The following is a 25,714-nucleotide window of genomic DNA, read 5'->3' as shown; positions in this document are numbered from 1 at the left end:
CTGCTGGGGAAACACAGGAAGACAGACAAAAAATTTCAAAATAACTACATAAAGAACTGTATAAAAAGTAATCAAGATAAAATGCAGAGAGATACAAAATACCTGAGAGCACTGGGGACAGAAAACGAACGGCTTCGGGTTGAGAATTGACCGGCATCATAAACAAACTGTCCTGTCCAATTTTAGGATGCACATCAAATCTGGATTTTCACCACAATAAGAATAGAGGTGGTTTCAGTGAAAAATCTTCGGGTTTATCCGAGGCATGTATGGCTTATTCTCATTGGATTTATATCCGTCTTTCTTGACTTCTGGAATTTATCTCAAAATGGGTATGCAAACACGTATTACGCAGCAGCTGTAAAGAGCATGCTGCAAAGTTTTCATAACTTTTTCTTCCTTTCGTTTGATCCAAGTGGATTCATCACCATTGACAAACCCCCAGTGGGATTTTGGATTCAAACCCTCAGTGCCTGGATTTTTGGCTTCCATGGCTGGAGCATCCTGATCCCGGAGGCATTATCGGGGGTTATTTCGGTTTTTATCCTCTATTATCTGATATCCAAAAAACATGGTTATATCCCAGGACTGATTGCTGCATTTTTACTAGCAATTACTCCGCTATCTGTAGCTACCAATCGAAACAACACTATTGATAGCATTCTTACAACAGTGCTATTAATTGCTGCGATGGCACTGCTGAAAGCCATTGAAGGAGGAAAACACAGACTTTTTTGGTTGCTTACTGCAGCAGGGGTGCTCGGCATCGGATTTAACGTTAAGTTTGCTGAAGCGTTCTTGGTCTTGCCAGCCATGATTGTTGGCTATGCATTAGTGAAGGGACTTAAAATTCGAACCAAAATCATGCATCTATTCTTAGCTGCCTGTGTCTTAACCATTGTCTCTTTATCCTGGGCTGTGATTGTGGATGCAGTGCCAGCTCAAGATAGACCGTGGGTAGGCAGTACCCAAACAAACAGCGAAATAAATCTGGCATTCGGATACGATGGAATTCAGCGGGTCACTGGAATGCACGGTGGAAATGGGGGAATGCGGAACTTTGCACGCACAGCAGGGGTGAGCCATAATTTTGGAAATGGAATTACCAGAAATAGTGCGAGTTCGTTCCATATCAGCTCTCAATACCGCGAGCAGACCAATGATTTTTTCCGGCTATTCACCGGAAGTGACGCTGAACAAGTTGGATGGTGGCTGCCCCTTGGCATAGTTGGATTTGTCTTAGCTCTCTTAAGATATCGTCGTAAATCGGAAAAATTAGCAACTGCCGGACCATCTGTCGCAATGTGGGGTACATGGTTTGCGACCACAGTGCTATACTTCACGTTCGTCTCTGCAATGCATACTTACTATATGGTGACCATGGCACCTGCCATTGCAGCGATGGTAGGCATTGGGTTTGGAGAAATTCGTCACTATTTGCATCACAAATGGAAGGTCATTCTAGGTGCTATCATCGTATTGGTTGGTATGGCAGTATATCAGTTGCATTTGGTCTGGTCGTACGCAAATCTACGAGGAATTTTCACAGCATTGGTTGGTATCGGCGTCGTTATCGCCTTGATGGCGCTGGTATTTACCATTGTGACAAATCATAAACGTCTCTTTTCCTGGACAATGGTAGGTGCGTCCTTGTTCAGTATGGCGGTCATTCCGGCCTATTGGTCGTATAGTACACTGACATATGCAGGAAACGGATCCAACCCAACTGCCGGCCCACGGGTGTCTTCAAACTACGGAAATTACAATTTTTCTGGTGGTATTTTTGGCTTGGGACAGGACAATGCCAACGTGAATGAGAAATTGCTGAGCTTTTTAATAAACCACTATCAAGGTAGATATCTATTAGTAACTCAAAATGCCACGATCGCCGCCCCATACATTCTAGATACTGGACTTCCCGTAATGGCGATGGGCGGATTCCGCGGTACCGACCCGGCTATCACTCCCTCGCAACTGCAAACGTTAGCTAAAGAGGGGAAGGTCAAGTATTTCCTAATTTCCGCAGGAGGATCTACATCGCTGAATAGGAATAAAAAGAGTTCCAACCAGTTCCGATCTGGGTTTGGTAGTGGGAATGGAACAAAATTTAGCGGTTTTAGAAATCAGGGAAATTCCAATTTCGGTAATTATGCACAACTCGGTGGTTTCATCGGAGGGTCCAGTACACAGTCACAGAATATAAACTGGATTGAGAAGAACTGCAAGCCCGTACCAACTGCGGAATGGGAGGATACGGCAACGAACTCTAGTCAACGTAGCGGAAAAAGATTGGGTGAGCTCGGCAGTGCACAGTTATATGAGTATGTCGAGAAAACAGCTGCGAAATGATTTGATGAAACAATTGAGTATGCGGATACTAGCGCCTGCTGTCAGGTGGATCTTTATCGATGGGGCATTTAAATCTTTTACATCTGACATATATATTTTTTGGCTGAATAATCGACAAGTTAGTTTATTCTTAAAGATTATTGGCACATGAAATAATTTACCTTATTCAAGATGGGAAAACCTGAGGACACTGATCGATGCAATGTGCGTCGATCAGTGTCCTATTCATACATTTGGAATTATCGAGACAGCGAAGGGGAAAATTGCTAGAATTGTATATGTGAAAGGGGGGAATTGTTCAATTTGTGAATAGTTGACGGATGCCGCGCATCAAGTGGCCAATTTCATTTTGACAAAAACAATTCGAATCCAATAATCTTTAATAGTAAATGTTTTCCATTTTCCATATGAGAAAGACTGCTATTGAAGGAAATCTTAAACGAAGACGCACAAGGCATCTTTAATTGCTTTTCCAATAACGATGTGACACGCTATTATGGACAGGATACTTTAACAAGACTCGAGGAATTATTTTGCAAGAAACTATGAAGGAAAATGAGGTATTAGATGGGGGATTCACATAAAAGGAAGGGACAGCATTAATTATAGGAACGATAGGGTTTAGCGTCTGGTCTTGCAAAAATAGAAGGGATGAATAGGGTATGAACTTCATCCGCAACATTGGCGAAAAGGCTGTGCTTATGAAGCAGCTCCTAAAATTGTAACGTATGGATTTAAAGAACTTGAGTTAGCACGTATCGGAGCAGTCGTATTTATTGAGAATAAAGCATCTAATCAATTATTGACAAAACTTGGCTTTGAAAAAGAAGGCCTCTTAAGAAATTATATGTATCCCTAATGACACTTATACCCACTTGGATAATCAGGTCAGATTCTATACAGGCTATGAGGGTATTGCCCGTAACCTTGTGAGAATTCTCAAATTGAAAAAGGCACTACGGAGTAACAATGAAAAAAGGACTATTCAATTCATTAGTAGCTACAATAGCTTAGATGAAGTTAAGTTATATCATAGCTTATTCAGTACGGGATAAAAGGTAACTAAATTAAAACTATAAATCTTGGAAGTGATTGAAGATGGACAATCAGCAATTAGAGCTTTCTTCCATGATCGACGGGTGGAAAATTACTAAGGTTATCAGAATTTCTACATCATTCGTTGATGCTTTAAATCTAAAGGAAAGCAACAAGTAAAATTATGGGTAAAAGATGGTGCAATCATAACAAGCCCGATTAGAAACTGGCTGTAGACATCATCATGACAAAGACGTTAGATGGTTTGGGTGTGTTACCTCTTTGCGTTATCGCAGTTTTATCGGCAACTATCTATGTACAGGTGTTAGTCAACAAGAACGGTGATTTATCTGAGAGAAGGGCTTATTACGAGTAACGAAATCAGGGATGTCGCGCTCATGATTAAAAATGCTATTTTGACAAAGAAGGAATTATTCAAGTTCCGGATGGTATGGGAAAAACTTCTTCAAATTTGTTACAACTATGAACGAATGGCGTTGTGCTAAACATAATTGTTCACAAAAATGGTGTTTGTGGAATTTATTACTTTATAGTTAATGACACGGGCACTCCTAGAAAGAAGTGCCCGTGTCATTTGCACAAGCAAATATATGGGTAAATACCTATGTTTATTTCATTAATCATAAACATTGTGCTACTAATTATTTTAAATGTGCGCTGGTTTATTAGTGAGTTGTGATAGTACCTGCATGTCTCTGAATATTGCTCGATCTAGCTCTGGCGGTGAGCCTAATTAAGGTTTTTAAATCATTGAAAAATAATTGATGAAGAAACATCTCATTCAGTATAATCTATGCTTGAATTACCTGACACACTCTTGTATGGGTATTTGATTTTGATCAACTTGATGGAACCAAGATCAAGAGAGTGTTAGTGCAATTAGGGAATGTAGTATTTGGCAATTAGCAAATAATAATACTATACACGGCTTTACATGGAGAGGCGGATGCGTTAAGCTGACCTGCAGCCTTTGCAGTAGAACTGTTGCAGGATAAATTACAAATTTCTCAATGCTCACATCACTTTGGAGGAAAGTATGGTAACGGATATATTATGTCAAATACATTACTGTACAGGGCAAAAATTAACGGATCCGGTAAGAGTTCTGAACGGAGTTACAAGGACATTGCAACATCATGAACTGATCTTCGTTTGCGAGGGGAACGGCCATATCGTAATTGGAGAAAACAGATATACGATGAAAAGGGGAATGCTGTTCTATATTCCTCCCGGTGTACAACTAACAATCGAACCACGTGCTCAAAATCCCGAACATTATATGACGGTGCATTTCAGCGGCTCGTGTATGGCACTTGATTCTGACGGAAAATGGAAGTATCAGCAGAATATCCGAACCTTACATCAGCCATCGGCCCAAGAAATAACGGACTATACCCCTGCGGTAGAGCTGTTTGAAAAGCTCTTGGATACTTGGAATAACAAGGGGCCAAGCTATGAGTTTATTGCCGGAACATTACTTCGGCGATTGCTTATTCTGATTTCTCAAAACAGTAAAAAACAGAACAAAAATCATGCTATATCTTTGAAGATTGACCGGATAATAGAATATATGCGTCAGAATATCAATAGAAAGATTACTTTAGAAGAATTATCCGGGATAGCCAGATTGTCCACATTCTATTTATCCCGAACATTCAAAGATGCAACGGGCTATCCAATTATTGCGTACTTTAATAAAATGAAAATCGACAAGGCCAAAGAGCTGCTTATTGAGGGCAATAAAAAGGTAAAAGAAGTGGCATATGAGCTGGGATACACCAACGAGTTCTATTTCAGTAGGACATTTAAAAGAATAGAGGGATTAAGTCCATCAGAATTTTATAGCAAGAATGTGTATGAATTTTAGAATTGTGTATGGCTTTCAACCGTTATTCTTTCTAAAATCAAAAGGTGAATGGAGGTCGATTTTTTTAACAGGGGAAAGTTATGCCTATAAAGTTGGTCGAAAACTGATGATTCTTCGGGTGGGTATTGGAATGAGCATCGTCTATTTACTGATGGGTTTCGCTCCTAGCGTATATATTCTGATCGCACTCAGTATCGTACAGGGGGCCATCACAGGATATAGTACAGCCTGTAACCAAAAAACGGATAGGGAACATGTCGGTTATGCGTTAGGGACTCTTTCAACCGCATCAATTGCTGGTTCTTTAGGGCCGACGATCAGTGAATTGGTAGAAGCTGCTCTAGGTTTGCAGGCCGTATATTTCATTATAAGCGGACTCCTTTTGATTTCTTTTATTATCACTCTGCTATTTGTAAGGGAATCCTTTGTCCGGTATGATAAAAAGTCACAAGGGTCGCGGGAAATATGGAATTCAGTTTCGCAAAAAGAGCTGACTGTCGTAATATTGATAACCTTTTTTGTCTTGAATATAGGGCTATATTCGATTGAACCGATTATGACTGAGTATGTATCTCAATTAAGCCTCAATGCAAGTCATATTGTACTGATTTCCGGGTTGTTTTTCTCGGCAATAGGACTTTCAAATATTATCTCCGCACCAAGGCTGGGAAAACTTTCTGACAAAATTGGCGCGCATAAGGTAATTATGATTTCACTGATAGTAGCCGGTTTTCTAAGTCACCTGCGCATTGATGTTGCTTAATGTTGTATGGGTCTATTTCAGAGTGTATAAGAAATTGAGCAAAACCGAATAAGTTCTTAGAAAAGGAATGAGATGGAATTATGAAAATAAAATGGTTTGGGCAATCGTGCTTCAGGCTCACGGCTGAAAACGGCACAAAGATCGTCATTGATCCGCATAAGTTATTCTGCTATAAACCGCCGGAGATTGAAGCGAACATCGTTACAGTCAGTCATAATCACAGCGACCATAACAATGTCGGCGCGGTTAAGGGGGACTTTGTGCTTATCAAGGACCCAGGAGTGTTTTCACAGGAAGGCATCGACATTAAAGGCGTACTGACCTTTCATGACGATGTTTCCGGGGCAAAAAGAGGCAAAAATATCGTCTATAATTTTAAGATAGACGGATTAAATGTCTGCCATTGCGGTGATCTGGGCCATCTATTGAGTCCTGAACAAATCAAAGAAATCGGGAAAGTGGATATATTGTTCCTTCCTGTAGGAGGGAGAGTCACATTGGGTGCCAGCGGCGCAGCGGAAGTCATGAAGCAGCTCAATCCGGCGGTCGTGATACCGATGCACTACAGGACGAAAGCAATGGGGATTCTCGGATTCATAGTTGGAAAAGTCGACACATTTATAGCAGTTTCAAAAAAAGATGCAAAAAATTATAAGGAGCTTGATGTTAATTTATCAAATATCAGAAATCTCCCGGAAATTGTGGTTCTACAATATAATTGAGTGTAATTTACGGTACTCGCACTGAAAGTGTCTGGCTACTGTTTTTCAGCTGGTAACAGTTTGGCAATAAAAGATTATCGTAGAACGCAATATCACCTCCAATTCAGAAAACGGATTGAGGAGCAACATATCTGTTGACGGATTTAAAAATAGACATTTTCGAATATAGACAATCATTCTCGGTAGTGCCCTCAATCAGCTTAAACCGTTGTTGAGTAGCTAAATGGTTTTGCAAAAAATCATAAACAGGCAGTCAAGCAGCGGTTTTGAAATGGAAATTAAAACTGCTGCTTATCTTTTCAGAAAGTTATGGTAGCGGAGGGCTTAATAAGTGAGTCCTTTTTTACTTTTGAGGGTTTGAAATAGGAGGTCTTTATGTGTCCGAAGCCGCTGTTTTCCGTATGGGGGAGCCGTTGCCACGAGTACCATCCTCTCACCATCCTTCGTTCATCACCAGCCCACGACCAAACTGAACGGAGGTAACATAATGAACAAGCCTCTTGTAACGATCACGTACAAAACCGCCAATGGGAACGGGAATCGTATTAAAGCTTCAACTCCGGTCAAAGAACTGTTGGAGCAGGCCGACCGGCAAATCCGTTCTCAAAGGCGACAAGACAGACGACATCTCGATTACGTGGATTTCATAGGCGGTTTGAGCGACGCGGCTATAAATCATCCACAGGCGGACGCCGCTAATCTCGTAATAAAAATTGAAAGTTACCGGCAGCCTTATGGAGTGAAGTCATACTTTTAGGGAGTTGAAAAGTATGGATGACAATCGGAAAAGTGGTCATTGTGTTAATGACTTTATTATTGTTAATGACATGTGTGCACTCCTTGGAAGAAGAGTGCACATGTCATTTGCATAAGCGATATATGGGCAAATACCCAACAGTGTAGAGATAGGTAATACAAATTTTCCTGAAGATGTGAGGAGGAGAGATGGGGACGTCATTGCTGAGAGATTTTCAAAAGAAACATCCGGTCATTAACCGGCAGACACATGAACTACATAATTAACATCTTGTCAATGATGTGGATTGAAATTACATGTTTATTGTAAAAATAACACTTGCTTGAAAGGTGTTATTTTTTTATAGGCCAGCCGATCTCTGCTAATGACAGGCTGTTATCAGACCATCGGATTTCAGAATCCGCTCGATGAAATCGACGGGAAATATGTCCTGAGCGATTGGGGCGGTGTCAATACCGCATTTAGAGAATTTAACGGTATGAGAATACCTTGCAAGTCGGAGATCGTCTGGAAAGAAGAAACAGAGGATTTTGACTGGTTCAGACTGGAAATTACTGATATAGACTATAACCTGCCGGTTGTGTACTGATCTTCTGCCCGGATCAGTTAATAATAGTTTTTTAAGGAGGAAATCAAATATGTCCTGGGTAATCGCCGTAATCATGCTGCTGCACGGATTGATTCATTTAATGGGAGGTCTGAATGAACTCGGTCTTGTTCATATTAAAGAACTCTCCGGCGGTACGCTCTTTCCGCTGCCGGGCTGGTCGCATTCTATATTTGGGGTGGCCTGGTTTGCTGCTGTCGTTCTCTTTCTTTTATCCGTGATCGGGCTTGTAACCGCCCGCCGTTGGTGGAAACCGATCACCTTTTCCGCGATTATTGTTTCACAGGCGCTGATCATTATCTGGTGGTCGGACGCGAAGTGGGGGACGCTCCCGAACGCCATCGTACTCCTCTATGTGCTTTTAAAATGACAGATTGTTTTTTTATACTATAAGAAACTCAACTTTCGCAGTTCAAAAATCGAGGTGATCGCTTAACATCATTTCTGAAGATGTAGCGAGCGGGTCACACTTTCCTTATATGGTGAAGTTTGATTCGAGTTTGCATTGTTCTTGGTGAACTTGCGAGCCGATCCAGGAGGGAAGTAGGGCAATCGTCAGGCCAATCACTAACAACAATTTTACTGTCGTGACATCCGCAGACCACAGCGCCAATTGGCAAATACTGTCTTCATTGGAGTCTAATAAAGTTGTGAATGGATATCACATTGTTGAATTGATTAAAATGCTTCAAGAGACTCCTGGAGTTCCACAGAGTGATCTTTGTAGAGTGGAGTGGGCCTTATTTGCAGTTACTGAACCAACAGTCTAATCCTAAAGCACTTGAGAAACATCTTGCAAATGATCTAGAGCTTTTCTGAGAAGCCATTCATCTAATCTATCGTTCCAAAAAAAGTGTAACGATTCCGAAGTTAAACAAAAAGGAGAGGGCTATTGGATAATAAGGGATCAAAAGGGGCGGTACAGTTTCCAATCGGAAAGCCGCCTGACGAACTAATCAGCAAGATCGTTAAATTCAGAGTTGCATAGAACAAAAAATGCGCAGAGTACAATGAAATGAAGAAATCCATTTAAAATATTTCGTTCCATAAACAAACGATTTTATCGCTTATTTCCAAGGTCTATCTGTCTTGTCAATTAAAAGTATTTTATTTATCAAAGGGTTCGACAGTATGAAAAAGGCGGGTACCAAAGCAATTAAAAAGTAACTGATATAAATCGAATAAAAAGAAAAACAGATGGCCAAAACATAGATTGCTATCGGGCACAGATGTACAACTAAAATTCTGTGGATAAATTTTCCCGATAAACCTTCCTCGATGTGACGGCTATTTTTTGAAACATACCACCAAAACCAGGAACCTGTCAGATTGGTCATCGAAAGCGTGAGACAATAAATGGTAGTTGCAATGGGATCATTATAATGCCAGCTGATCAATAAAGTGGGAAAGGGCATAAAGGCAATGAAGAGTAACGTCAGGTTATTTATCCATAAAGCAGTCCGATCAATAGTTCTTACAAAATGGATCATCGTGTGATGGGCGACCCAATAGACGCCAATGGTCATAAAGCTTAGAATATAAGCCAGAATGTTTGGGTACAGACGAATCAGAGTTGAGGTGATGCTTGCTTTAATTAGATCCGGGTTATTAATATTTAATACAAGCAGGGTTATGGCAATAGCGAAAACACCGTCACTAAATGCTTCAATCCTATTTTTGCCCATAATTTCATCTCTCCTTATTTTAAATCCTTGGGACTTTGTTTCCTTCGGGAACCGTCTAGGGGTAAAGTCATGCTCATTGTTTGACACATAATTGATTGTTTTGCTTTTGTACAAAAATATAACTGTGTATTTATGTCGGAGCCTATGAAGTGTCCTTTCAGAGAATAAATTCCCGGGGGACACTTATTTAAAAAACATAAAATTATCTGATAGTCAAATATTGCAGATAAAATAAGTTATTATTGTTCGCAAAATTGTTATAACAATGTCGTTGAAAAGAAAATTTAGATTATTGCTCCCAGAGTTTATTCGCTTCGTCGGTATAAAAAACATCGCAGGATAATAGCTGTAAACAGATGTTGATTCCAAGCCGATCTTATAGCGGTCCACATTCTGTTATTGGGCTAGTGCCAGCAATTGATCCCGAATGCATTGAGTACCGGGAAGATCGTTGGTGATCGTCAGAGCAGTTACTTTGTTGTCCTGGGCGTTTAAAACACAGACCTTCACATCGAGTGAACTCACGTCTAAACCAACAAAATTGGTCATTTTGAAAAAATCCTCCTTTCATTTAGGATCGTTCTAACTTGGGCATCTGGGGATATCCTTAAGTGTGGATGCCGATCAGCAACCTCGTTTATGAGAACTAATCCTGTCTCAATGTGCCGTCTTTGGCTACTCTTCAAGGCGTTGGAACAACAGGAGGAACAGACTGCGAGTGTGCGTACGCTGGAAAGCAGTCTTTAACTATAGTCAATCTACAGGGGTGGAAAGCCTTGTCCCAAGTGATCCTATGACTTATTATCCTAGGGATATCACCAGATGTCCAAGTCGAAATACTAGAATGTTAGTGCCTGTTTCACGAGCTTAAATATAATATACGAGGGGTGGGGTTACTTACTATTAAAGCAACTTAAACCCACCGTCTTTAGACGGTATCCGATTTTAGCCTTATTTCTTTGTGTCCATACTTTTTGCAGAGGTGAAGCGTTTCGCCACCTGCCATCTGGAACTCCATTCGATAAAAAGCAAGATTGTCTATTGTAAAGACAAAGATCGGTGACTGGACTATTCCAATACGTCATTTGATTTCCTAGAGTGTGTTTTCAAACTATCAAAGGCGACTAAAATCTGGTAACATTTTCTATATGAATGGACGCTATGAACTACGCGATGATCAATGGGAACGCATTAAATTCATTTTGCCGCCTGAACGTAAACCACAGGGCGGTCGACCGACTAAAGATAACCGACACATACTCAGTGCCATGCTCTGGATGGTTCGATCAGGGGCTCCGTGACGCGATTTGTCCGGCTATTACGGTTCCTGGCAGTCCGTTTATACCCGATTCCGTTGCTGGGAAAAAGCCGGCTTGTTTGATCAAATGCTGGACATCCTCTCAGCTGAACCTGATGAAGAAAACGTGATGATCGATGCCTCCGTCGTCCGCGTGCATCAGCACGGAGCGGACGTAAAAAAGGGGGCAGTGAACGGGTGGTTTTGATTTACTTTGAAATTCAGAGCATGATCACCAGCCTTCAATTCAGATCCAATCATGTGATCGGAGTTCCCTTGATCGCTGCTCCCGTGCGTTTTTCTGCCATATGAAACGTTTTCCATAATAAAAATAGTTATATTTTTTAATTAACTGATAAAAGCGCCTTGTTGTAAAAATAGGTGCTTTTATCACTTTTTTAGCAAGCTATAAGTCACATTAAATTGATATGAATATTTCACAAAGCTGTTTCAAAATCATCTCAGGTGTATATTGGCGTACATCTCTTTGAAATGAATAGTAATCTTTGCTTAAAGCTGTTAATAACATGTCTGCTCTAAATATACTGTCAAAATGTGTGTAAACAGTCGCATTCATTTCGTCAAACAATTTTACCAATATTCGATGAAATTCCTCAAACAATGGATTGGACATTCTTGACTTAACTGAATTGGTTGACGGCGATCCCTCGACTCCTATAAGCAATTGCGCCTTTTTTTCCCTAAAACAGATAAATAATCTGAGCACCTCTTTTAATCGCTGATTTGGAGGAACGACATGATTCTGATCCAAATATTCCTGAATATCATTAAAAAGCAGATCGACATTGTCTTTAATTAAATCAAGACACAATTCGCCTTTGTTTCTATAGCGTCGATAAAGCGTTCCGGGACCGACCTCTGCTTCATTGGCAATTTGATTCATGCTAACTTGTTCTACACCATATTCTTCAAATAATTTTACAGCTGCATTCAATATTCGTTGACGATTCTCGGCTGCATCACGACGCTCAGGATAAAAATTAAGCTTAGTTGGTTTAGAATTCATTTTATCATCGCTTCCTAATATTAATCATAAGATTTTCTTGACAAGTGGAGAGGTATCCGCTTATACTACTAATAATAAATGGATACCTCTCCACTTATATTAACATAATCGGAAGGAGTTTTAAAATACAATGCCAAATCAAAAGAGTAAAGAAGCACTACTGGTTATGGATATGCAAAATAGCACAATATCACATTTAGATGAGGAGATGATACTTCCATTCCAGAAAACTGTCGAAGCCGCACGCAAGTATCTTATTCCGGTTATTTTTGTGAGACTTGCATTCAGTACAGGATATCCGGAAATCTCTCCCCAAAACAAGTTATTCTCAATGGTTTCTGAGTCCAGCAGAATGACGGTATCTGATATGGAAGCAGGAATTCATGAATCTCTAAAACCTAAATCAAACGAACCGATAGTTACAAAATCCAGATTCAGTGCATTCACCGGAAGTAATCTTGAAATCATACTGCGTTCGCAACAGATTGACACCTTAGTCTTAAGCGGAGTCGCTACAAGCGGAGCTATTTTATCAACATTGAGGGAAGCCGCAGATAAAGACTATAAGCTCAAGGTGATCTCAGATGCATGCATTGATCCGGATCCTGAGGTTCAACGCGTTCTCATGGGAAAGATATTCCCTAAACAGTCAGATGTACTTACTGTTGATTCTTGGATAGCTGCTTTGAATAAAAACTAAAAATGGGAGAAGTTAATTACTCATGCAAGATAAAAATCCATTTTCATGGAGATTCGTAGCTCCTCTTTATATGGGATCTACACTTAACCCGATAAATAGTTCACTGCTTGCAACTGCACTAGTGCCGATTGCTTTATTTATGCACGTATCTGCTGCTAAAACCACAATACTAGTTTCAGCCCTTTACCTTGCAAGTTCGATAGCTCAGCCTACTTCAGGAAAATTGTCAGAGGAATTTGGACCAAGGCGTATATTCCTAACGGGAATTTTTTTAACATTATTAGGTGGAATAATTGGGGGATTCGGGCAAAACCTGTCCATGTTAATTGTAGCACGAGTTCTCATAGGTATAGGAACTTCGACTGCCTATCCATCTGCAATGTTGTTGATTCGACGTCGGGCTGATGAATCTGAATTGTCTGAGCCTCCCGGCGGCGTACTGGGCGCACTTCAAATTTCCGGAATAGCATCAAGTGTTGTGGGACTTCCAATAGGTGGAGTTTTGGTAGGTGTGTTTGGATGGCGTTCAACATTTTTCATTAATATTCCTGTTACACTTATTGCCTTTTTAATGGCTGTAATATGGATACCACGGGATATGCCGATCAAAAGAAGAAGTATATTGGAAATATCATCCCGAATTGACTGCATGGGTATTATTGCATTTGCAATAACCATGATCTCTCTTCTTGCGTTTTTATTTTCTATACCAAAAGCCAATTTAATTGCACTGAGTATAGTCATCGTATGTGGTATAGGCTTAGTCCTGTGGGAACTTAAAGTGAAGCATCCATTCATTGATGTACGTATGCTTAGCAAGAATCTTGCACTTACTCGTACCTATATACGTCTTGCATTAATTACTCTGTGTATCTATACAGTACTCTACGGCTTTACCGAATGGCTTGAGGCTGGTCATGGAATTAGTTCTTCAGAAGCTGGATTGCTCTTACTGCCCATGAGCATACTTTCAGCCATAGTGATTTCGCCTATTTCAAAACGAAATCTTATACGTGGTCCATTAATTGTATCGGCAGTATCTTCAATTATGGCTTCTCTGGGTATCCTGTTTTTAAGCGCAAATACACCAATAATTTATATTTTGATCATTACTCTTATATTTGGTGTCACTATGGGGACAATAACTGGCAGCAGCCCAATTGCTCTATACACTCAGGTCACTACGGAGCAGATTGCTACAGCTTCAGGGCTTCTTCGCACTTTTGGATATATAGGATCTATTGCATCTTCAGCTGTAGTAGGTATAGTATTTCACACAAAAGTTGCAGATTCTGGATTACATCTTATTGCTGTTATTATGATCTTTGCAAGTGGCATAGCACTGTTAATAACAATTTTTGATCGACGGCTTAAAAAACCTGTAAGATCAATTAAAGCAAGCAATTAAATGACCTGCATTATTGACTTATATTATTCTGCTGTTTTACGCTTCACCCGCAGAATAATGTGTCCAAGTACGCTTCTCTTCTAATCTTTCTGGTCCGTCCCGCTCGTAGAGGGTAGTCCATCCTTTCAATGTATGCGAATTGATCCCGATAATACGAGCAAATGGCTTCAAGGCCTTCCTTGATTGTTTGCCCTGCTGATAATGCCTCATTTCTGAAGGGCGCTGTGTCTTGACCTGGGCATAAGAATCCCCCTGTAATTGACTGAGGAATTTTGATATTCCATCTGTCAACCACAGGGGGACTATAATATCCTATTGATCAATACTTGAAAAAATCGGGGAGTCCAAGAATTCGATTAACGTCATGTCCAGATCTTTGGCAATATGCGTGACTGTCTTAAGTTCGAGTGATCTACAACGCCTTATCAGTGTCTGATTGTATGGGTAATTATCCCTGTTTATTTCGATAATCATAAAGACTGTACTAATGATTTTTAAATCAGTTATAAAATTGTTGTGACCATTGGCGGAAAATGCTTTAGAATGAACAGTAGACGGATATTGTGCGGAATGAAACTGAAGATAGAGAAAGGGATGAGGGGGTCACCAGAAAATTGAACTTCCGGTGGCCCACATTTATTTGATATCACTGATGAAATTCTTGAGCATAAATTTTTTTAACTTTTGACAAAATATCGCTCTTGTGTTCCATAAATTTCAATGGTCTGCTTTTTCCTTTGACAAAAAAAAGGCCCGATGTTTTTTTGTTTCCGCTCATCGCTATTTCATAAAGACGGGTTGCACCTTTGCTTGGATGGGGAAGAAATAATTTAATAATCAGTTTGAGATAAAAGGGTATTCCTGATTTCTTTCCTTTTCTTGTCGTATTATTTCCACCAGGGTCAACACTATATAATTTTATACCGGCTCCCTTAGCTTTTTCTTGCAGCGCCAGTTCCTGAGTCCATAGGGATAAAGCAAGTTTCGATGTTGCATATGGCCCAAACAATTTTTTAAAGACAGGAGGATGTTCTAATGATTCGGGAGTGAATTGTCTGAGTGCTAAAAGAGCGGCAGACGACGTGTTGATTACTGTCTTGTATTGCCCTTTTAGCAGTTGCGGCCGTAATTCCATAAAGATTATATAAGGAACAACCGTTTGAAGTTCATAATGCATCTCTCGATTCTGCTTAGATAATGTGAGCTCGGGAAAACTTCCGCCAGCATTGTTGAAAAGGATATCAATTCTTTTTTCTTTCACTTTAACGTCATTCAGTACTTTCCTAAGGCTGGAAAAATCCGTCAGATCCGCTTGATACGCACGAAGCTGCAGCCCTTCGAGACTTTCTCTTATCAAAGGATCGTCCTCCGGTAAATTTGAACGAATAAACGCAATAACCTGCCATCCTTCAGTTAACATTTTGCGGGCCAGCTCCAAGCCAATGCCATGGCTTGCCCCTGTAATAAGCGCAACATCTTCTTTTATGTTTTTCAATAGGTCCGCCCTCCCTTGATATTTCACAATATAAATTTACAGAAGTTGATGCCCGTTCTAAATTAAGTGCCGATGATTTACAAATGAATGGATCGGCATGTATATGCAACAATCTTTTGTATCTCCTGATAGTTTGGCCTGTACTTTGTCACAATTTGTTGATAGCAATCGGAACAACAGCTTTCTCTCCATTCGGTTACAAGTGTAACATATGTGACACTTGTAATTTATATAACTCAATTATATAATCGAACCAATGAAAAACAAGCGATTGGCAGAGATAAGTGACAAAGAGGGGATTTTGGTGCATAAAACGATTGATAAACGTGTTGAAAGGACCCAAAGATATCTGTTTGACAGCTTGCTCTATTTTAAAAAACAAAATGTGAATTATGAATCGATATCGATTCGCAATTTAAGTGATAAGGCAGGCATTGCGAGGCAAACCTTTTATAGAAATTATTTAACAAAAGACGCGGTTATTCTGTCGAAATTAAACCAACTCATGGAAGACTTTAAAGAAAATTTGAAAAGAAATGAACTAACAGCAGCGAATTTTGTTTCACTGCTCATTAAATATTGGAATAATGAACGGAGCCTGTTTGAATTAATCGAGTGGGCAAGGATTGATCGTGCGGTGATCGACCGACTGACCGGTCTAAATCGAGACATTATCGCTCAAAATAACATCGAAAATGAGTATACAGAGTTTATTTCAAACTATTATGCCGGTGCAACGTATATGTTCCTGAAAACATACGTTGATCAAAATAAGAAATCCGCTGAACAAGCGGCATCCCTATATGGGAAATTGACCAACCAATGTCATGATCTGTTTATAGGGTTAGATTAAAAAAAGGAATACGGCGATATCGGATGATTCCTCCATATTCAACAAATTCAGTAACTTTCGCTTTTTCTCGGCAACCCATCATGAATTTCATTGTACGTGTTTCACTGCGCAGTAAACATTGGTAAACAAAGATTTCTAAAAAAATTTCTTTATTAAGCGATAAAATTACCTTGTTATGAATTTGATGGTGTTTATCGCTTTTTTCGCAGGCTAGGATATAAGTTTAATTAAAGTATGGGTAAATACCTATGTTTATTTCAATTAGAGTGGAAGCTCTTTCAGAGGCGAGAATCAATCTGCGAAAGGTTTTAAGCATGTGAAGAACTCCTTTTGTGTGATAGGAACGATTTGAAGACAAGTTTTGATTAGATGAAATTCAGCAGCAACAGTATATAAACATAATGGGAATCTTTGGACTTGGGTAACTGTTTTTAATCCCAAGATAAGCTTTGCAAATTATTGACGTTGAGAAGATTTTATGTCATAATCTTAACGTTGTTAAGATTATGAGGAGAGGCAAAACCAAATGCATAAACCTTACCATCACGGAAACTTGAGAAATACTCTGATAGAAGCCGGTATTGAACTTATTAATCACGAAGGGGGAAAAAATTTTTCTTTAAGGAAGGTGGCATCTTTATGTGGTGTGAGCGAAGCAGCACCATACAGCCATTTTGAGAACAAGGAAGCCTTGTTGAAAGCAATGCAGGATCATATACAAGAAAAACTTATGAAAGTACTGGAGGATACAATCCAATCCAGTCCCGATTCTGATAACACCTATTTGCTGATTCAAATGGGCAAATCATATATTATGTTTTTTCTTAAAGATCCACAGTACTTTCCATTTTTATGTGCTCATACGCGTATGAAAATTAATCTTTCAATGGATACTGAAGGGACAAATAATTTCCCACCATTTGAGCTTTTCAAATCTACCTCCCTGCGCGTATTAAGAAAAAATGGATTTCCCGAAGTAAAATTATTAGACATTATAATATCCATGTTTGCAACTGTTCATGGCCTCGCTTCGATCGCAACAATGCCAAACGTTCATTATAGCGAGGATTGGGAGGCAAAGATTGAGGATATCATTTGGAAGAAGTAAATGCAAATGAGGAGGAAAATAAAATGACAAAAAACAGTATCATGAAGGTTCCGATTCAAATTTTTACGCGAAGGATGGGACGAATCGTATTGATCTCGCTTTCTATCATATTAGCTTTCGTACTAGTTCTTGCTGGTGTGCTGCTTGTCATGAGTCCTGGTAAGCCAAAACCATTTCTTGATAAGAACGGAAAGGTGATCGCAGGCAGTATCTCCGAGAAAATCTACGTAAACATCAATGGGGTAAAGCAAGGGATGTTCATTGAAAGCAAGAATAAGAATAATCCAGTGCTGTTATTTCTGCATGGTGGGCCCGGAATGCCGGAATACACTTTTTTTGAAAAATATTGCCCGCAAATCGCGAACAGCTTTACCGTCTGTTATTGGGAACAACGTGGAAGTGGACTATCCTATAAAAATGATATTCTTGCAAGTTCGGAAACGACCGAACAATTGATATCAGATACTTTGTCGGTGACAAACTATCTGAGAAATCGTTTTGGACAGCAGAAAATTTATCTTATGGGGCATTCGTGGGGCACTTACCTAGGTATACAGGTTGCGGCACGTGATCCACAACTGTATAAAGCCTATATTGGGGTAGGGCAAGTTTCGCAGCAACGTGAATCAGAAATACAAGCATATCAATATATGCTTGGACAGTATCAGGCTGACGGAGATAAGAATATGGTGAAAAAGCTGGAGACATATCCGGTTACCAAATATGTCTCTGCTTTAAATGCATACCTGAAATCTTCTTTGCGCGACAACGCGATGCACAAACTTGGCATCGGGACGATGCATGATATGCATTCGGTAATCACCGGCATTTTTTTCCCTGTGATGGAGAGCCGGGCTTATACGCTGGGGGAAAAGATAAACATATGGCGTGGAAAAGCGTTTTTAAAAAACTCTACCGACCTAGAGAATCAAATGCTCTCGACAGACTTGACTATAAGAGTGCCGAAACTTGATATACCTACCTATTTTTTCAGCGGAATTTACGATTACACCGTCTCACATACACTGGCGGAATCTTATTTCAAAAAATTGCAGGCTCCAATCAAAGGTTTTTATTTGTTTAAAGACTCTGCCCATAGCCCAATGTTTGAAGAACCGGATAAATTTATGCATATTATGCAAGAGGATGTACTTACCGGTAAGAATAATCTTGCCGACATAAAATAGGATACAACAGCGATAATATACCCGAATAATTTATTAATTACATAAATCCATCTTCAATTCGAACATACCACTATGAAAGAAATACAAATATTTCTGAGCCACAGAGTGTGCAAAACTTCTACTTTTTGTGCTACGCTGGCTACAAGCCATCATAAATACGCTTCCTTCCTTCATTATGGTTTCGTCGCTTTAATGATAACCCCGGATTTTATGATGGTGTTTCTATTCTGTTTCAGTTGGCAAATTTGATTTTAAAACTAACCGTTTAAAAGAGAACTTATTTGCGATGAAGACATCTTTATCATTAATCAGCATTTAAAACGAGTAAAAATACCACTTATTGAGGTGCTGATCTCAGCTTTCATTTACTTCTTCTGAACTAATTTGATTTCTTTTGCAGCCGTTTGAACGATTAATGAAATGGCCGTAAGGGCAACTGCCCACCAAAGTACTGAGTCAATCGAATGAACCAATACATGCCTCAGGTCGTTAATAATCAGTTTGACGGATTCCAACACACTTGCCGGTAATTTGGTTTCCAATTCCTTGAAGAAACCCGGATTGCTGATATTATTAACATTTTTAAGAGAACCCGTTACTATATTGGGTAAATGGCGCCAATTAACATTGCTCATTTTAGCACTCATTTCGTGCATCATCGCTGTTGACAGAAGCGAGGGTATGATCGTTTGCCCCAAATTTTTAAAGAGTTGAATGCCTGCGGTAACTGCGCCCATTTGCGATTCCGGAAATGAGCTTTGTGCAATTGAGGTAAAGACCGGAATCGCAAGCCCTGCACCAAAACCAAAGATGGCGAGATCCAGGACTACATTCAAGTTAGCAGTGGTCACTGTCAGACCAGTTAACAAAAAAGCCCCTATACCGGTAATCACTATCCCCAAAATCGTTTGTAACTTATATTTGCCGGTCTTTTCAACAACGATACCACCAATAAGCATTGCCACTACCATGCTTATCATCATTGGTGTTAAAAAATCACCTGCGAGACTCGCTGAAAAACCGAGTACGCTTTGCAAATAAAGAGGTACAAAAACAAGCACAGCCCCCAGTATACCGTTAATCAAAAACATGTTAATCGCTGAACTATCAAACGTCATCTTCTTAAACATTTCAAGTGGTACAATGGGATTCTTTGCTTTGAATTCAACTGAAATAAAAATTGAAAGCATCACGGCAGTTCCCACTGATAATGCGATTATTATCAGCGATCCCCAGGCATACTTGTTGCCCGCCCATGTAAATACCAAGAGTAATGGGACCATCGTTAAAATCAAAACAATCGCACCAAGAAAATCGATCGGATGATGAATATCATCATCAGTTATTTTTGGAAAATGTGCAAAAACGACTAATCCAAACGCAGTTAAAATAATTGGAATGTTGATCCAAAAAATCCAATGCCAATCAAATGTCGATGTGATCCAGCCACCGAGTGTCGGTCCCAAAATCATAGCTACGATGCTTGTCGTGCCCAAAATACCCATGTACTTAGTACGTTTAACGGGTTCAAATAACAAGCCCACAACGGTTAAGGAATTAGAAATCAAAACGGCTCCACCAATACCTTGAATGCCACGGCCAACAATCAATACCCAAATGTTACCTGCCAGGCCATTCATAATGGATCCGATTAAAAAAATGACAAGTCCAAACAGATAAATGGGTTTAAAGCCATATACGTCACTCATTTTCCCCATTAATGGCGTAGCGATCGCTGTAGTTAATGAAAAAATAATAAGCGGCCAAGTATAGTAGTCAAATCCTTTGAGTTGGCCGATAATTGTTGGCAGTGAAGTTGTGACCACCATTAAATCAAGGCTTGCAATCAACATACTTAGGGCGATACTGCTGACAATTAGAAATGTATCTCTTGTTCGCATCATGTTTTCCTCCTCCTTAATACCGACCGGTCGGTTTGCGATGATTAAAAAAAAGGTTATACCTTAAGCAGCTGATAAATCGTATCATAGTGTGTCATTAATTGGTCCCGTGCCTGATCAACCGTGTACATAGCAAGTATGTAGTCAGCAGAGACTCCCTCTTTAAGTGACATGAATAATTTTGCAATAGCCTGGGCATCAGTCGACCTATTGATTTCACCATTTTTTTTTGCAACTTCAATTTGATTAACGAAGGCTAAAACTGCTTCTTCCTGTACCGTATCGATTTTTTCGGACAGATCAGAAGAAATTTTAATGGCATCATAAAATAACATGAAAATATTTCCGGCCTTAACACGAGTTAGCGTATCAAAAATAAGGTTCACATATGCCGTGTAAAAAGCCTTAAACGTCGGGAACTGATGGGTTAGCAAATTCTGAGTGCGAGATTGGGTATGATGACTTAAGATGTTTTCTACCACCGCCAAGAATAAATTTTCTTTGCTTGCAAAATAATTATAGATGCCTCCCTTAGAGGTTCCTGTCACCTTAACGATGTCATTCATTGATACGCCCTCAAAACCGTCAACTAAGAATAAACGCGTGGCCATTTGGATGATTTCTTGTTTTTTACCCATGCTGAAATCCCTTCATTTTCAAATAAATCCGACCGGTTGGTCTTAAATTATTTTATTAAAATTGTGATTCATTGTCAATTCTTTTAATTCATTTTTACGCTTTTTTTATGCGGGGACGTGAATCCTTCACACTATTTTTACGCAAAATCATTTTAAAATAAATGAGCAATAGTCAATAAGATCACTTTTCTACATTTGTACGACAAAGGAAGGGGAATGATCTGAATGGGCGATCTTGTGTCACTGGGACTCTTTGTTGCCACTTTTCTGCTGTTTGCTCTGTTCGTCCGTATATTCGATAAAGCCTAATACGAGGTGAAAAAAATGTGGGTACTAGTGGTTATCTCGTTTTTACTGATGATTTATCTGACATATGTCATTTTCTATCCGGAAAAGTTCTGAAAGAATCCCGGCGTTATTTGCGAAAAGGAGAGGGTATAGTTGACTTGGTTAGGAATGATACAAATTCTGCTGGTTCTCGGAATTACGCTTTTGATCGCCATCCCGTTAGGCGGTTATATTTACAAGGTGTTCACGGGTCAGCGCAGCAGACTGGAAGTTGTCTATACGCCATGTGAAAAACTGATCTACAAAGTTTCCGGGATTAAGCCTTCGGTGGAAATGGACTGGAAGGGTTATTTAAAAGCCTTGCTTCTGGTCAATTTTATGATGCTGGTTTTTGTTTACCTGATCCTGAGGCTGCAGCAATGGCTGCCGCTTAACCCTGATCATCAGAATGCCGTACCGTGGGATCTGGCATTTAATACGGCGGCTTCCTTTATCACCAATACGGACTGGCAGAACTACGCTGGTGAATCGACGCTCTCGTATCTGAGCCAGATGATGGTCATAACGTATCTGCAATTTACCGCAGCGGCCACCGGACTTGTGGCCGTGATCGCATTTTTGCGTGGCCTGGTCGGCAACAGGTCAAAGTCGTTCGGCAACTTCTGGGTCGATTTCGTCAAAGTGCATACACGCCTGCTTCTGCCGCTTGCCTTTATTCTGGCATTGGTCTTTGTCGGACTTGGTTTGCCGCAGACCTTCAGCGGTGCGCAGACGGTGCACACACTGCAGGGCGCAGCCCAGACGATCTCCCGCGGACCGATTGCCTCACTGGAAGCGATTAAGCAGCTGGGCACGAACGGTGGTGGTTTTTTTAACGCCAATTCAGCTCACCCGTTTGAAAACCCGAACGTAATGACCAACATCCTTGAGATTATTACCATGGCCGTGATTCCGACCGCATTGATTTTTACATTCGGTCGGTTTTTGAAAAATCGCCGTCAGGCTGTGATCCTTTATATTTTCCTCGTTGCCATGCTGTTTCTTGGAACACTGCTTGTTTATTGGAGCGAGGCAGCTGGCAACCCGATTCTGCATAAGCTGCTCGGAATATCAGCGGTTTCAATGGAAGGTAAGGAAGTGCGCTTCGGTCTTCCGCTTGACAGCTTGTTTGTCGGTGCGACGACCGCGTTCACAACAGGTGCCGTCAATCTGATGCATGACAGCCTGACACCGCTTGGTGGATTCGTTCCAATGCTGTTCATGATGTTGAACGTAGTGTTCGGTGGGAAAGGCGTCGGACTGCTGAATATTATCATGTATCTAATCATCACTGTATTCATTGCCGGATTGATGGTTGGACGGACACCGGAAATCTTTGGCAAGAAAATTGAAGCAAGAGAGATCAAACTGGCGACGCTGGCGCTGCTAATCCATCCCTTCCTCATTCTGTTCGCGAGTGCCATCGCGCTGGTGACGAAAACCGGTGTGGCGAGCATTGCCAATCCGGGCCTGCACGGTTTCTCGGAGGTTCTTTATGCGTTCAGTTCCGCGGCGGCGAATAACGGCTCGGCCTTCGGTGGGTTGAGCGGAAACACGCCTTTTTATAATCTGATGCTTGGCATTGTCATGCTCCTGGGTCGCTATATCAGCATCGTTGTCAGCAATTGCNCATGCTCCTGGGTCGCTATATCAGCATCGTTGTCATGTTCGCAATTGCCGGTTCGCTGATCCGCAAACCGGTGGTTCCGGAATCAGCGGGCACGCTGAGAACAGATACCTTTGCTTTCGGCGGTGTGTTCGTAGCCGTTGCACTGATCGTCGGTGCCCTGACATTTTTCCCGGCTCTGGCTCTTGGACCGATTGCAGAACACCTGCAGATGTGGTCCGGAATGTTGAGTAAGTAGCCGCAAGGAACAGGAACGAATAGGGAGGAGTCCTAACGAATGTCAAACAAAAATCAATCGGTCACTAAAGGTATTTTTAAGATCGCTATTGTCGATACGTTTAAAAAACTCGATCCACGCGTGATGATCAAAAATCCTGTCATGTTCGTGGTGGAGATCGGGTTTGTGGTGACGTTGCTGCTCACGTTCATACCCGATCTTTTTGGCGGCAATTACGGGGTGAAACAGGTTCCTTTTAATGCCGTCATCAGTTTCATTTTGTTAATCACCGTATTGTTCGGGAACTTTGCCGAAGCGATTGCGGAAGGACGCGGGAAGGCGCAGGCCGAATCGTTGCGCCGGACCAAGACGGATCTGACGGCACAGCGCCGACACAAAGATGGTTCCTATGAGAGCGTCCCAGCATCCATGCTGCGCAAGGGGGATATCATCCGTGTTCAGGCTGGCGAAATGATTCCTGCTGACGGTGAAGTCAAAGAAGGGCTCGGAAGCGTGGACGAATCCGCGATTACCGGTGAATCGGCTCCAGTTATCCGTGGCGCGGGCGGCGATTTCAGTTCAGTAACCGGTGGCACGAAATTGCTGTCCGACCAATTGATCATTGAAGTAACAGTAAATCCCGGTGAATCGTTCCTCGATAAGATGATCGGGCTGGTCGAAGGGGCGAGTCGCCAGAAGACACCAAATGAAATCGCACTGACGGTGCTGCTTGCCGGTCTGACCTTAATCTTTCTCGTTGTCGTCCTGACGCTGAGCCCATTTGCCAATTATGTCAAAGGATCCATTGATACCGTATCATTGATCGCTTTGCTGGTCTGCCTGATTCCGACGACCATTGGTGCGCTGCTTTCAGCGATCGGTATTGCCGGCATGGACCGGATTATTCGCTTCAATGTCGTGGCCAAATCAGGCAAGGCTGTTGAAGCTGCCGGTGATGTGAACACGCTGATTCTTGATAAAACAGGTACCATTACAATAGGCAATCGGTTGGCAAGTGAGTTTATTCCTGTGGGTTTGCACAATTTAAAAGAGTTAATCAATGTGGCTTTGCTTTCATCGTTATTCGATGAAACGCCGGAAGGACGGTCAGTTATTGATTTGGCTAAGAAAAACGAGTTCATTCTGCGGCGCGAAGACTATAACGATGCCGAGAATGTCGAATTCAGCGCGGACACGCGCATGAGCGGCCTGAATCTGCCGGACGGAACCGTGGTACGAAAAGGAGCGGTCGACGCGATCAGACATTATGTTAAAAACAAAGGCGGTCAGATTCCGGAAGATCTTGCTGCGAAGATGGAATACATTGCGAAAGAAGGCGGGACGCCGCTGGCCGTCATCCAAAACCAGGAGATTTTCGGTCTGATTTACTTGAAAGACATCATTAAACCGGGCATGCGTCAGCGCTTTGAAGAATTGCGGAAGATGGGGATCAAAACGGTTATGTGTACGGGGGATAATCCGCTGACGGCATCGACCATCGCGCTGGAAGCCGGTGTCGATGACTTTATCGCGGAAGCAAAGCCGGAGGACAAGATGCGCCTGATCAAGCAGGAACAAAGTCAGGGTAAGCTCGTGGCCATGTCCGGTGACGGCACAAACGACGCGCCGGCTCTTGCTCAGGCGGACGTCGGTCTGGCGATGAATACCGGTACAGCAGCTGCAAAAGAAGCAGGTAATATGGTCGACCTGGATTCAGATCCGACGAAGCTGATTGAAGTCGTTTCAATCGGGAAACAACTGCTCATCACACGAGGCTCGATTACGACATTCTCGATTGCGAATGATGTGGCCAAGTATTTTGCTATTCTGCCGGCGATGTTTGCGACCATGATCCCGCAGCTGCAGGTTTTGAATATCATGGGACTGACAAGTCCGAGAAGCGCGATCCTGTCGGCTATTATTTTTAACGCATTGATTATTCCCGCGCTGATTCCGCTCGCTATGAAAGGTGTCAAATACCGGCCGATCGGTGCCACATCCTTGCTGATGCGGAACCTGATGATCTATGGTGTGGGCGGTATCATCGTCCCGTTTGTAGGCATTAAACTGATTGACATCATCATCACTGCCTTAGGAATAGCAAACATATAGGAGGTAATTCG

General features: G+C 41.3%; 22 protein-coding genes and 2 pseudogenes. 18 read left to right on the top strand and 6 right to left on the bottom strand.

Annotation, left to right across the window (positions count from 1 at the left end):
* Positions 1 to 237 precede the first annotated feature (237 nt).
* The 8 genes and pseudogenes from COP04_RS13530 (at position 238) to COP04_RS13495 (ending at position 8,491) form a co-directional block, all read left to right on the top strand.
* Positions 238 to 2,349 carry an ArnT family glycosyltransferase gene (locus tag COP04_RS13530; RefSeq protein WP_100488504.1) on the top strand — a complete coding sequence of 704 codons (2,112 nt, stop codon included), beginning with the start codon at positions 238 to 240 and terminating at the stop codon, positions 2,347 to 2,349.
* Between the two features lie 417 nt (positions 2,350 to 2,766).
* Positions 2,767 to 3,208: pseudogene (locus tag COP04_RS20830) on the top strand (GNAT family N-acetyltransferase).
* 1,233 nt (positions 3,209 to 4,441) lie between these two features.
* Positions 4,442 to 5,272: an AraC family transcriptional regulator gene (locus tag COP04_RS13520; RefSeq protein ID WP_100488503.1), complete on the top strand. Its 831-nt coding sequence runs from the start codon at positions 4,442 to 4,444 to the stop codon at positions 5,270 to 5,272.
* Positions 5,256 to 6,035, top strand: a complete 780-nt coding sequence (locus COP04_RS13515; RefSeq protein ID WP_338062850.1) for an MFS transporter — start codon at positions 5,256 to 5,258, stop codon at positions 6,033 to 6,035. The genes COP04_RS13520 and COP04_RS13515 overlap by 17 nt, the downstream gene beginning before the upstream one ends.
* Before the next feature lie 80 nt (positions 6,036 to 6,115).
* Positions 6,116 to 6,757 carry an MBL fold metallo-hydrolase gene (locus COP04_RS13510; RefSeq protein ID WP_100488502.1) on the top strand — a complete coding sequence of 214 codons (642 nt, stop codon included), beginning with the start codon at positions 6,116 to 6,118 and terminating at the stop codon, positions 6,755 to 6,757.
* 487 nt (positions 6,758 to 7,244) lie between these two features.
* Complete coding sequence (locus COP04_RS13505; protein WP_100488501.1) at positions 7,245 to 7,514, top strand: hypothetical protein; 270 nt, start codon at positions 7,245 to 7,247, stop codon at positions 7,512 to 7,514.
* Between the two features lie 364 nt (positions 7,515 to 7,878).
* Complete coding sequence (locus COP04_RS13500) at positions 7,879 to 8,103, top strand: DUF6920 family protein (RefSeq protein WP_100488500.1); 225 nt, start codon at positions 7,879 to 7,881, stop codon at positions 8,101 to 8,103.
* A 49-nt stretch (positions 8,104 to 8,152) separates the two neighbouring features.
* Positions 8,153 to 8,491 carry a hypothetical protein gene (locus COP04_RS13495; protein ID WP_100488499.1) on the top strand — a complete coding sequence of 113 codons (339 nt, stop codon included), beginning with the start codon at positions 8,153 to 8,155 and terminating at the stop codon, positions 8,489 to 8,491.
* 697 nt (positions 8,492 to 9,188) lie between these two features.
* On the opposite strand, the gene COP04_RS13490 is transcribed toward COP04_RS13495, so the two are convergent.
* Complete coding sequence (locus tag COP04_RS13490) at positions 9,189 to 9,806, bottom strand: TMEM175 family protein (RefSeq protein WP_100488498.1); 618 nt, start codon at positions 9,804 to 9,806, stop codon at positions 9,189 to 9,191.
* Between the two features lie 396 nt (positions 9,807 to 10,202).
* Positions 10,203 to 10,355: a hypothetical protein gene (locus COP04_RS19665; RefSeq protein WP_157800305.1), complete on the bottom strand. Its 153-nt coding sequence runs from the start codon at positions 10,353 to 10,355 to the stop codon at positions 10,203 to 10,205.
* Positions 10,356 to 10,954: 599 nt separating this feature from the next.
* Here COP04_RS19665 and COP04_RS20825 point away from each other — a divergent pair.
* On the top strand, positions 10,955 to 11,107 hold the full coding sequence (locus COP04_RS20825) for a transposase (protein ID WP_100488497.1): 153 nt from the start codon (positions 10,955 to 10,957) through the stop codon (positions 11,105 to 11,107).
* A gap of 6 nt (positions 11,108 to 11,113) precedes the next feature.
* A complete protein-coding gene (locus tag COP04_RS13475) occupies positions 11,114 to 11,311 on the top strand; it encodes a transposase (RefSeq protein WP_100488496.1) in 198 nt (65 codons plus the stop codon).
* Between the two features lie 210 nt (positions 11,312 to 11,521).
* Here the strand turns inward: COP04_RS13475 and COP04_RS13470 are convergent, their stop codons facing one another.
* A complete protein-coding gene (locus COP04_RS13470; protein WP_100488495.1) occupies positions 11,522 to 12,130 on the bottom strand; it encodes a TetR/AcrR family transcriptional regulator in 609 nt (202 codons plus the stop codon).
* Between the two features lie 130 nt (positions 12,131 to 12,260).
* On the opposite strand from COP04_RS13470, the gene COP04_RS13465 reads away from it, so the two are divergent.
* Positions 12,261 to 12,830, top strand: a complete 570-nt coding sequence (locus COP04_RS13465) for a cysteine hydrolase family protein (RefSeq protein WP_100488494.1) — start codon at positions 12,261 to 12,263, stop codon at positions 12,828 to 12,830.
* Positions 12,831 to 12,852: 22 nt separating this feature from the next.
* On the top strand, positions 12,853 to 14,238 hold the full coding sequence (locus tag COP04_RS13460) for an MFS transporter (protein ID WP_100488493.1): 1,386 nt from the start codon (positions 12,853 to 12,855) through the stop codon (positions 14,236 to 14,238).
* 646 nt (positions 14,239 to 14,884) lie between these two features.
* Here COP04_RS13460 and COP04_RS13455 read toward each other — a convergent pair.
* A complete protein-coding gene (locus COP04_RS13455) occupies positions 14,885 to 15,733 on the bottom strand; it encodes an SDR family NAD(P)-dependent oxidoreductase (RefSeq protein ID WP_239984869.1) in 849 nt (282 codons plus the stop codon).
* 304 nt (positions 15,734 to 16,037) lie between these two features.
* Here COP04_RS13455 and COP04_RS13450 point away from each other — a divergent pair, with 304 nt between their 5' ends.
* The 3 genes from COP04_RS13450 to COP04_RS13440 all read left to right on the top strand — a co-directional run bounded on the left by COP04_RS13450 (position 16,038) and on the right by COP04_RS13440 (position 18,881).
* The gene (locus COP04_RS13450) at positions 16,038 to 16,586 is read left to right on the top strand and encodes a TetR/AcrR family transcriptional regulator (RefSeq protein WP_100488491.1); all 549 of its coding nucleotides are present in this window, start codon (positions 16,038 to 16,040) and stop codon (positions 16,584 to 16,586) included.
* A 526-nt stretch (positions 16,587 to 17,112) separates the two neighbouring features.
* Positions 17,113 to 17,694, top strand: a complete 582-nt coding sequence (locus COP04_RS13445; protein WP_100488490.1) for a TetR/AcrR family transcriptional regulator — start codon at positions 17,113 to 17,115, stop codon at positions 17,692 to 17,694.
* Between the two features lie 23 nt (positions 17,695 to 17,717).
* Positions 17,718 to 18,881 carry an alpha/beta fold hydrolase gene (locus tag COP04_RS13440; RefSeq protein ID WP_204988042.1) on the top strand — a complete coding sequence of 388 codons (1,164 nt, stop codon included), beginning with the start codon at positions 17,718 to 17,720 and terminating at the stop codon, positions 18,879 to 18,881.
* Positions 18,882 to 19,246: 365 nt separating this feature from the next.
* Here COP04_RS13440 and COP04_RS13435 read toward each other — a convergent pair whose 3' ends face one another.
* Both COP04_RS13435 and COP04_RS13430 read right to left on the bottom strand, forming a co-directional pair.
* Positions 19,247 to 20,785 carry an MFS transporter gene (locus tag COP04_RS13435; protein ID WP_100488489.1) on the bottom strand — a complete coding sequence of 513 codons (1,539 nt, stop codon included), beginning with the start codon at positions 20,783 to 20,785 and terminating at the stop codon, positions 19,247 to 19,249.
* A 53-nt stretch (positions 20,786 to 20,838) separates the two neighbouring features.
* Positions 20,839 to 21,420: a TetR/AcrR family transcriptional regulator gene (locus tag COP04_RS13430; RefSeq protein WP_100488488.1), complete on the bottom strand. Its 582-nt coding sequence runs from the start codon at positions 21,418 to 21,420 to the stop codon at positions 20,839 to 20,841.
* 324 nt (positions 21,421 to 21,744) lie between these two features.
* On the opposite strand from COP04_RS13430, the gene kdpF reads away from it, so the two are divergent.
* From kdpF to kdpB, 3 genes and pseudogenes are all read left to right on the top strand, one after another.
* Positions 21,745 to 21,822, top strand: a complete 78-nt coding sequence (gene kdpF, locus COP04_RS20820; protein ID WP_157800402.1) for a K(+)-transporting ATPase subunit F — start codon at positions 21,745 to 21,747, stop codon at positions 21,820 to 21,822.
* 54 nt (positions 21,823 to 21,876) lie between these two features.
* Positions 21,877 to 23,612: pseudogene (gene kdpA, locus COP04_RS13420) on the top strand (potassium-transporting ATPase subunit KdpA).
* A gap of 39 nt (positions 23,613 to 23,651) precedes the next feature.
* Positions 23,652 to 25,703 carry a potassium-transporting ATPase subunit KdpB gene (gene kdpB / locus COP04_RS13415; protein ID WP_100488486.1) on the top strand — a complete coding sequence of 684 codons (2,052 nt, stop codon included), beginning with the start codon at positions 23,652 to 23,654 and terminating at the stop codon, positions 25,701 to 25,703.
* Positions 25,704 to 25,714 lie beyond the last annotated feature (11 nt).

Source organism: Sporolactobacillus pectinivorans (assembly GCF_002802965.1).
GTDB classification, from domain to species: Bacteria; Bacillota; Bacilli; order Bacillales; family Sporolactobacillaceae; genus Sporolactobacillus; species Sporolactobacillus pectinivorans.
The sequence above is the reverse complement of the archived record's forward strand: the minus strand, read 5'-3'. Positions and strand labels throughout refer to the sequence as shown.

Excerpts from the sequence above, each read along its gene's own strand:
- COP04_RS13520 (WP_100488503.1), top strand. The coding sequence starts at position 4,442 with ATGGTAACGGATATATTATGTCAAATACATTACTGTACAGGGCAAAAA.
- COP04_RS13515 (WP_338062850.1), top strand. The coding sequence starts at position 5,256 with ATGTGTATGAATTTTAGAATTGTGTATGGCTTTCAACCGTTATTCTTT.
- COP04_RS13510 (WP_100488502.1), top strand. The coding sequence starts at position 6,116 with ATGAAAATAAAATGGTTTGGGCAATCGTGCTTCAGGCTCACGGCTGAA.
- COP04_RS13505 (WP_100488501.1), top strand. The coding sequence starts at position 7,245 with ATGAACAAGCCTCTTGTAACGATCACGTACAAAACCGCCAATGGGAAC.
- COP04_RS13500 (WP_100488500.1), top strand. The coding sequence starts at position 7,879 with ATGACAGGCTGTTATCAGACCATCGGATTTCAGAATCCGCTCGATGAA.
- COP04_RS13495 (WP_100488499.1), top strand. The coding sequence starts at position 8,153 with ATGTCCTGGGTAATCGCCGTAATCATGCTGCTGCACGGATTGATTCAT.
- COP04_RS13490 (WP_100488498.1), bottom strand. The coding sequence starts at position 9,806 with ATGGGCAAAAATAGGATTGAAGCATTTAGTGACGGTGTTTTCGCTATT.
- COP04_RS19665 (WP_157800305.1), bottom strand. The coding sequence starts at position 10,355 with ATGACCAATTTTGTTGGTTTAGACGTGAGTTCACTCGATGTGAAGGTC.
- COP04_RS20825 (WP_100488497.1), top strand. The coding sequence starts at position 10,955 with ATGAATGGACGCTATGAACTACGCGATGATCAATGGGAACGCATTAAA.
- COP04_RS13470 (WP_100488495.1), bottom strand. The coding sequence starts at position 12,130 with ATGAATTCTAAACCAACTAAGCTTAATTTTTATCCTGAGCGTCGTGAT.
- COP04_RS13465 (WP_100488494.1), top strand. The coding sequence starts at position 12,261 with ATGCCAAATCAAAAGAGTAAAGAAGCACTACTGGTTATGGATATGCAA.
- COP04_RS13460 (WP_100488493.1), top strand. The coding sequence starts at position 12,853 with ATGCAAGATAAAAATCCATTTTCATGGAGATTCGTAGCTCCTCTTTAT.
- COP04_RS13445 (WP_100488490.1), top strand. The coding sequence starts at position 17,113 with ATGCATAAACCTTACCATCACGGAAACTTGAGAAATACTCTGATAGAA.
- COP04_RS13440 (WP_204988042.1), top strand. The coding sequence starts at position 17,718 with ATGACAAAAAACAGTATCATGAAGGTTCCGATTCAAATTTTTACGCGA.
- COP04_RS13435 (WP_100488489.1), bottom strand. The coding sequence starts at position 20,785 with ATGATGCGAACAAGAGATACATTTCTAATTGTCAGCAGTATCGCCCTA.
- COP04_RS13430 (WP_100488488.1), bottom strand. The coding sequence starts at position 21,420 with ATGGGTAAAAAACAAGAAATCATCCAAATGGCCACGCGTTTATTCTTA.
- kdpF (WP_157800402.1), top strand. The coding sequence starts at position 21,745 with ATGTGGGTACTAGTGGTTATCTCGTTTTTACTGATGATTTATCTGACA.
- kdpB (WP_100488486.1), top strand. The coding sequence starts at position 23,652 with ATGTCAAACAAAAATCAATCGGTCACTAAAGGTATTTTTAAGATCGCT.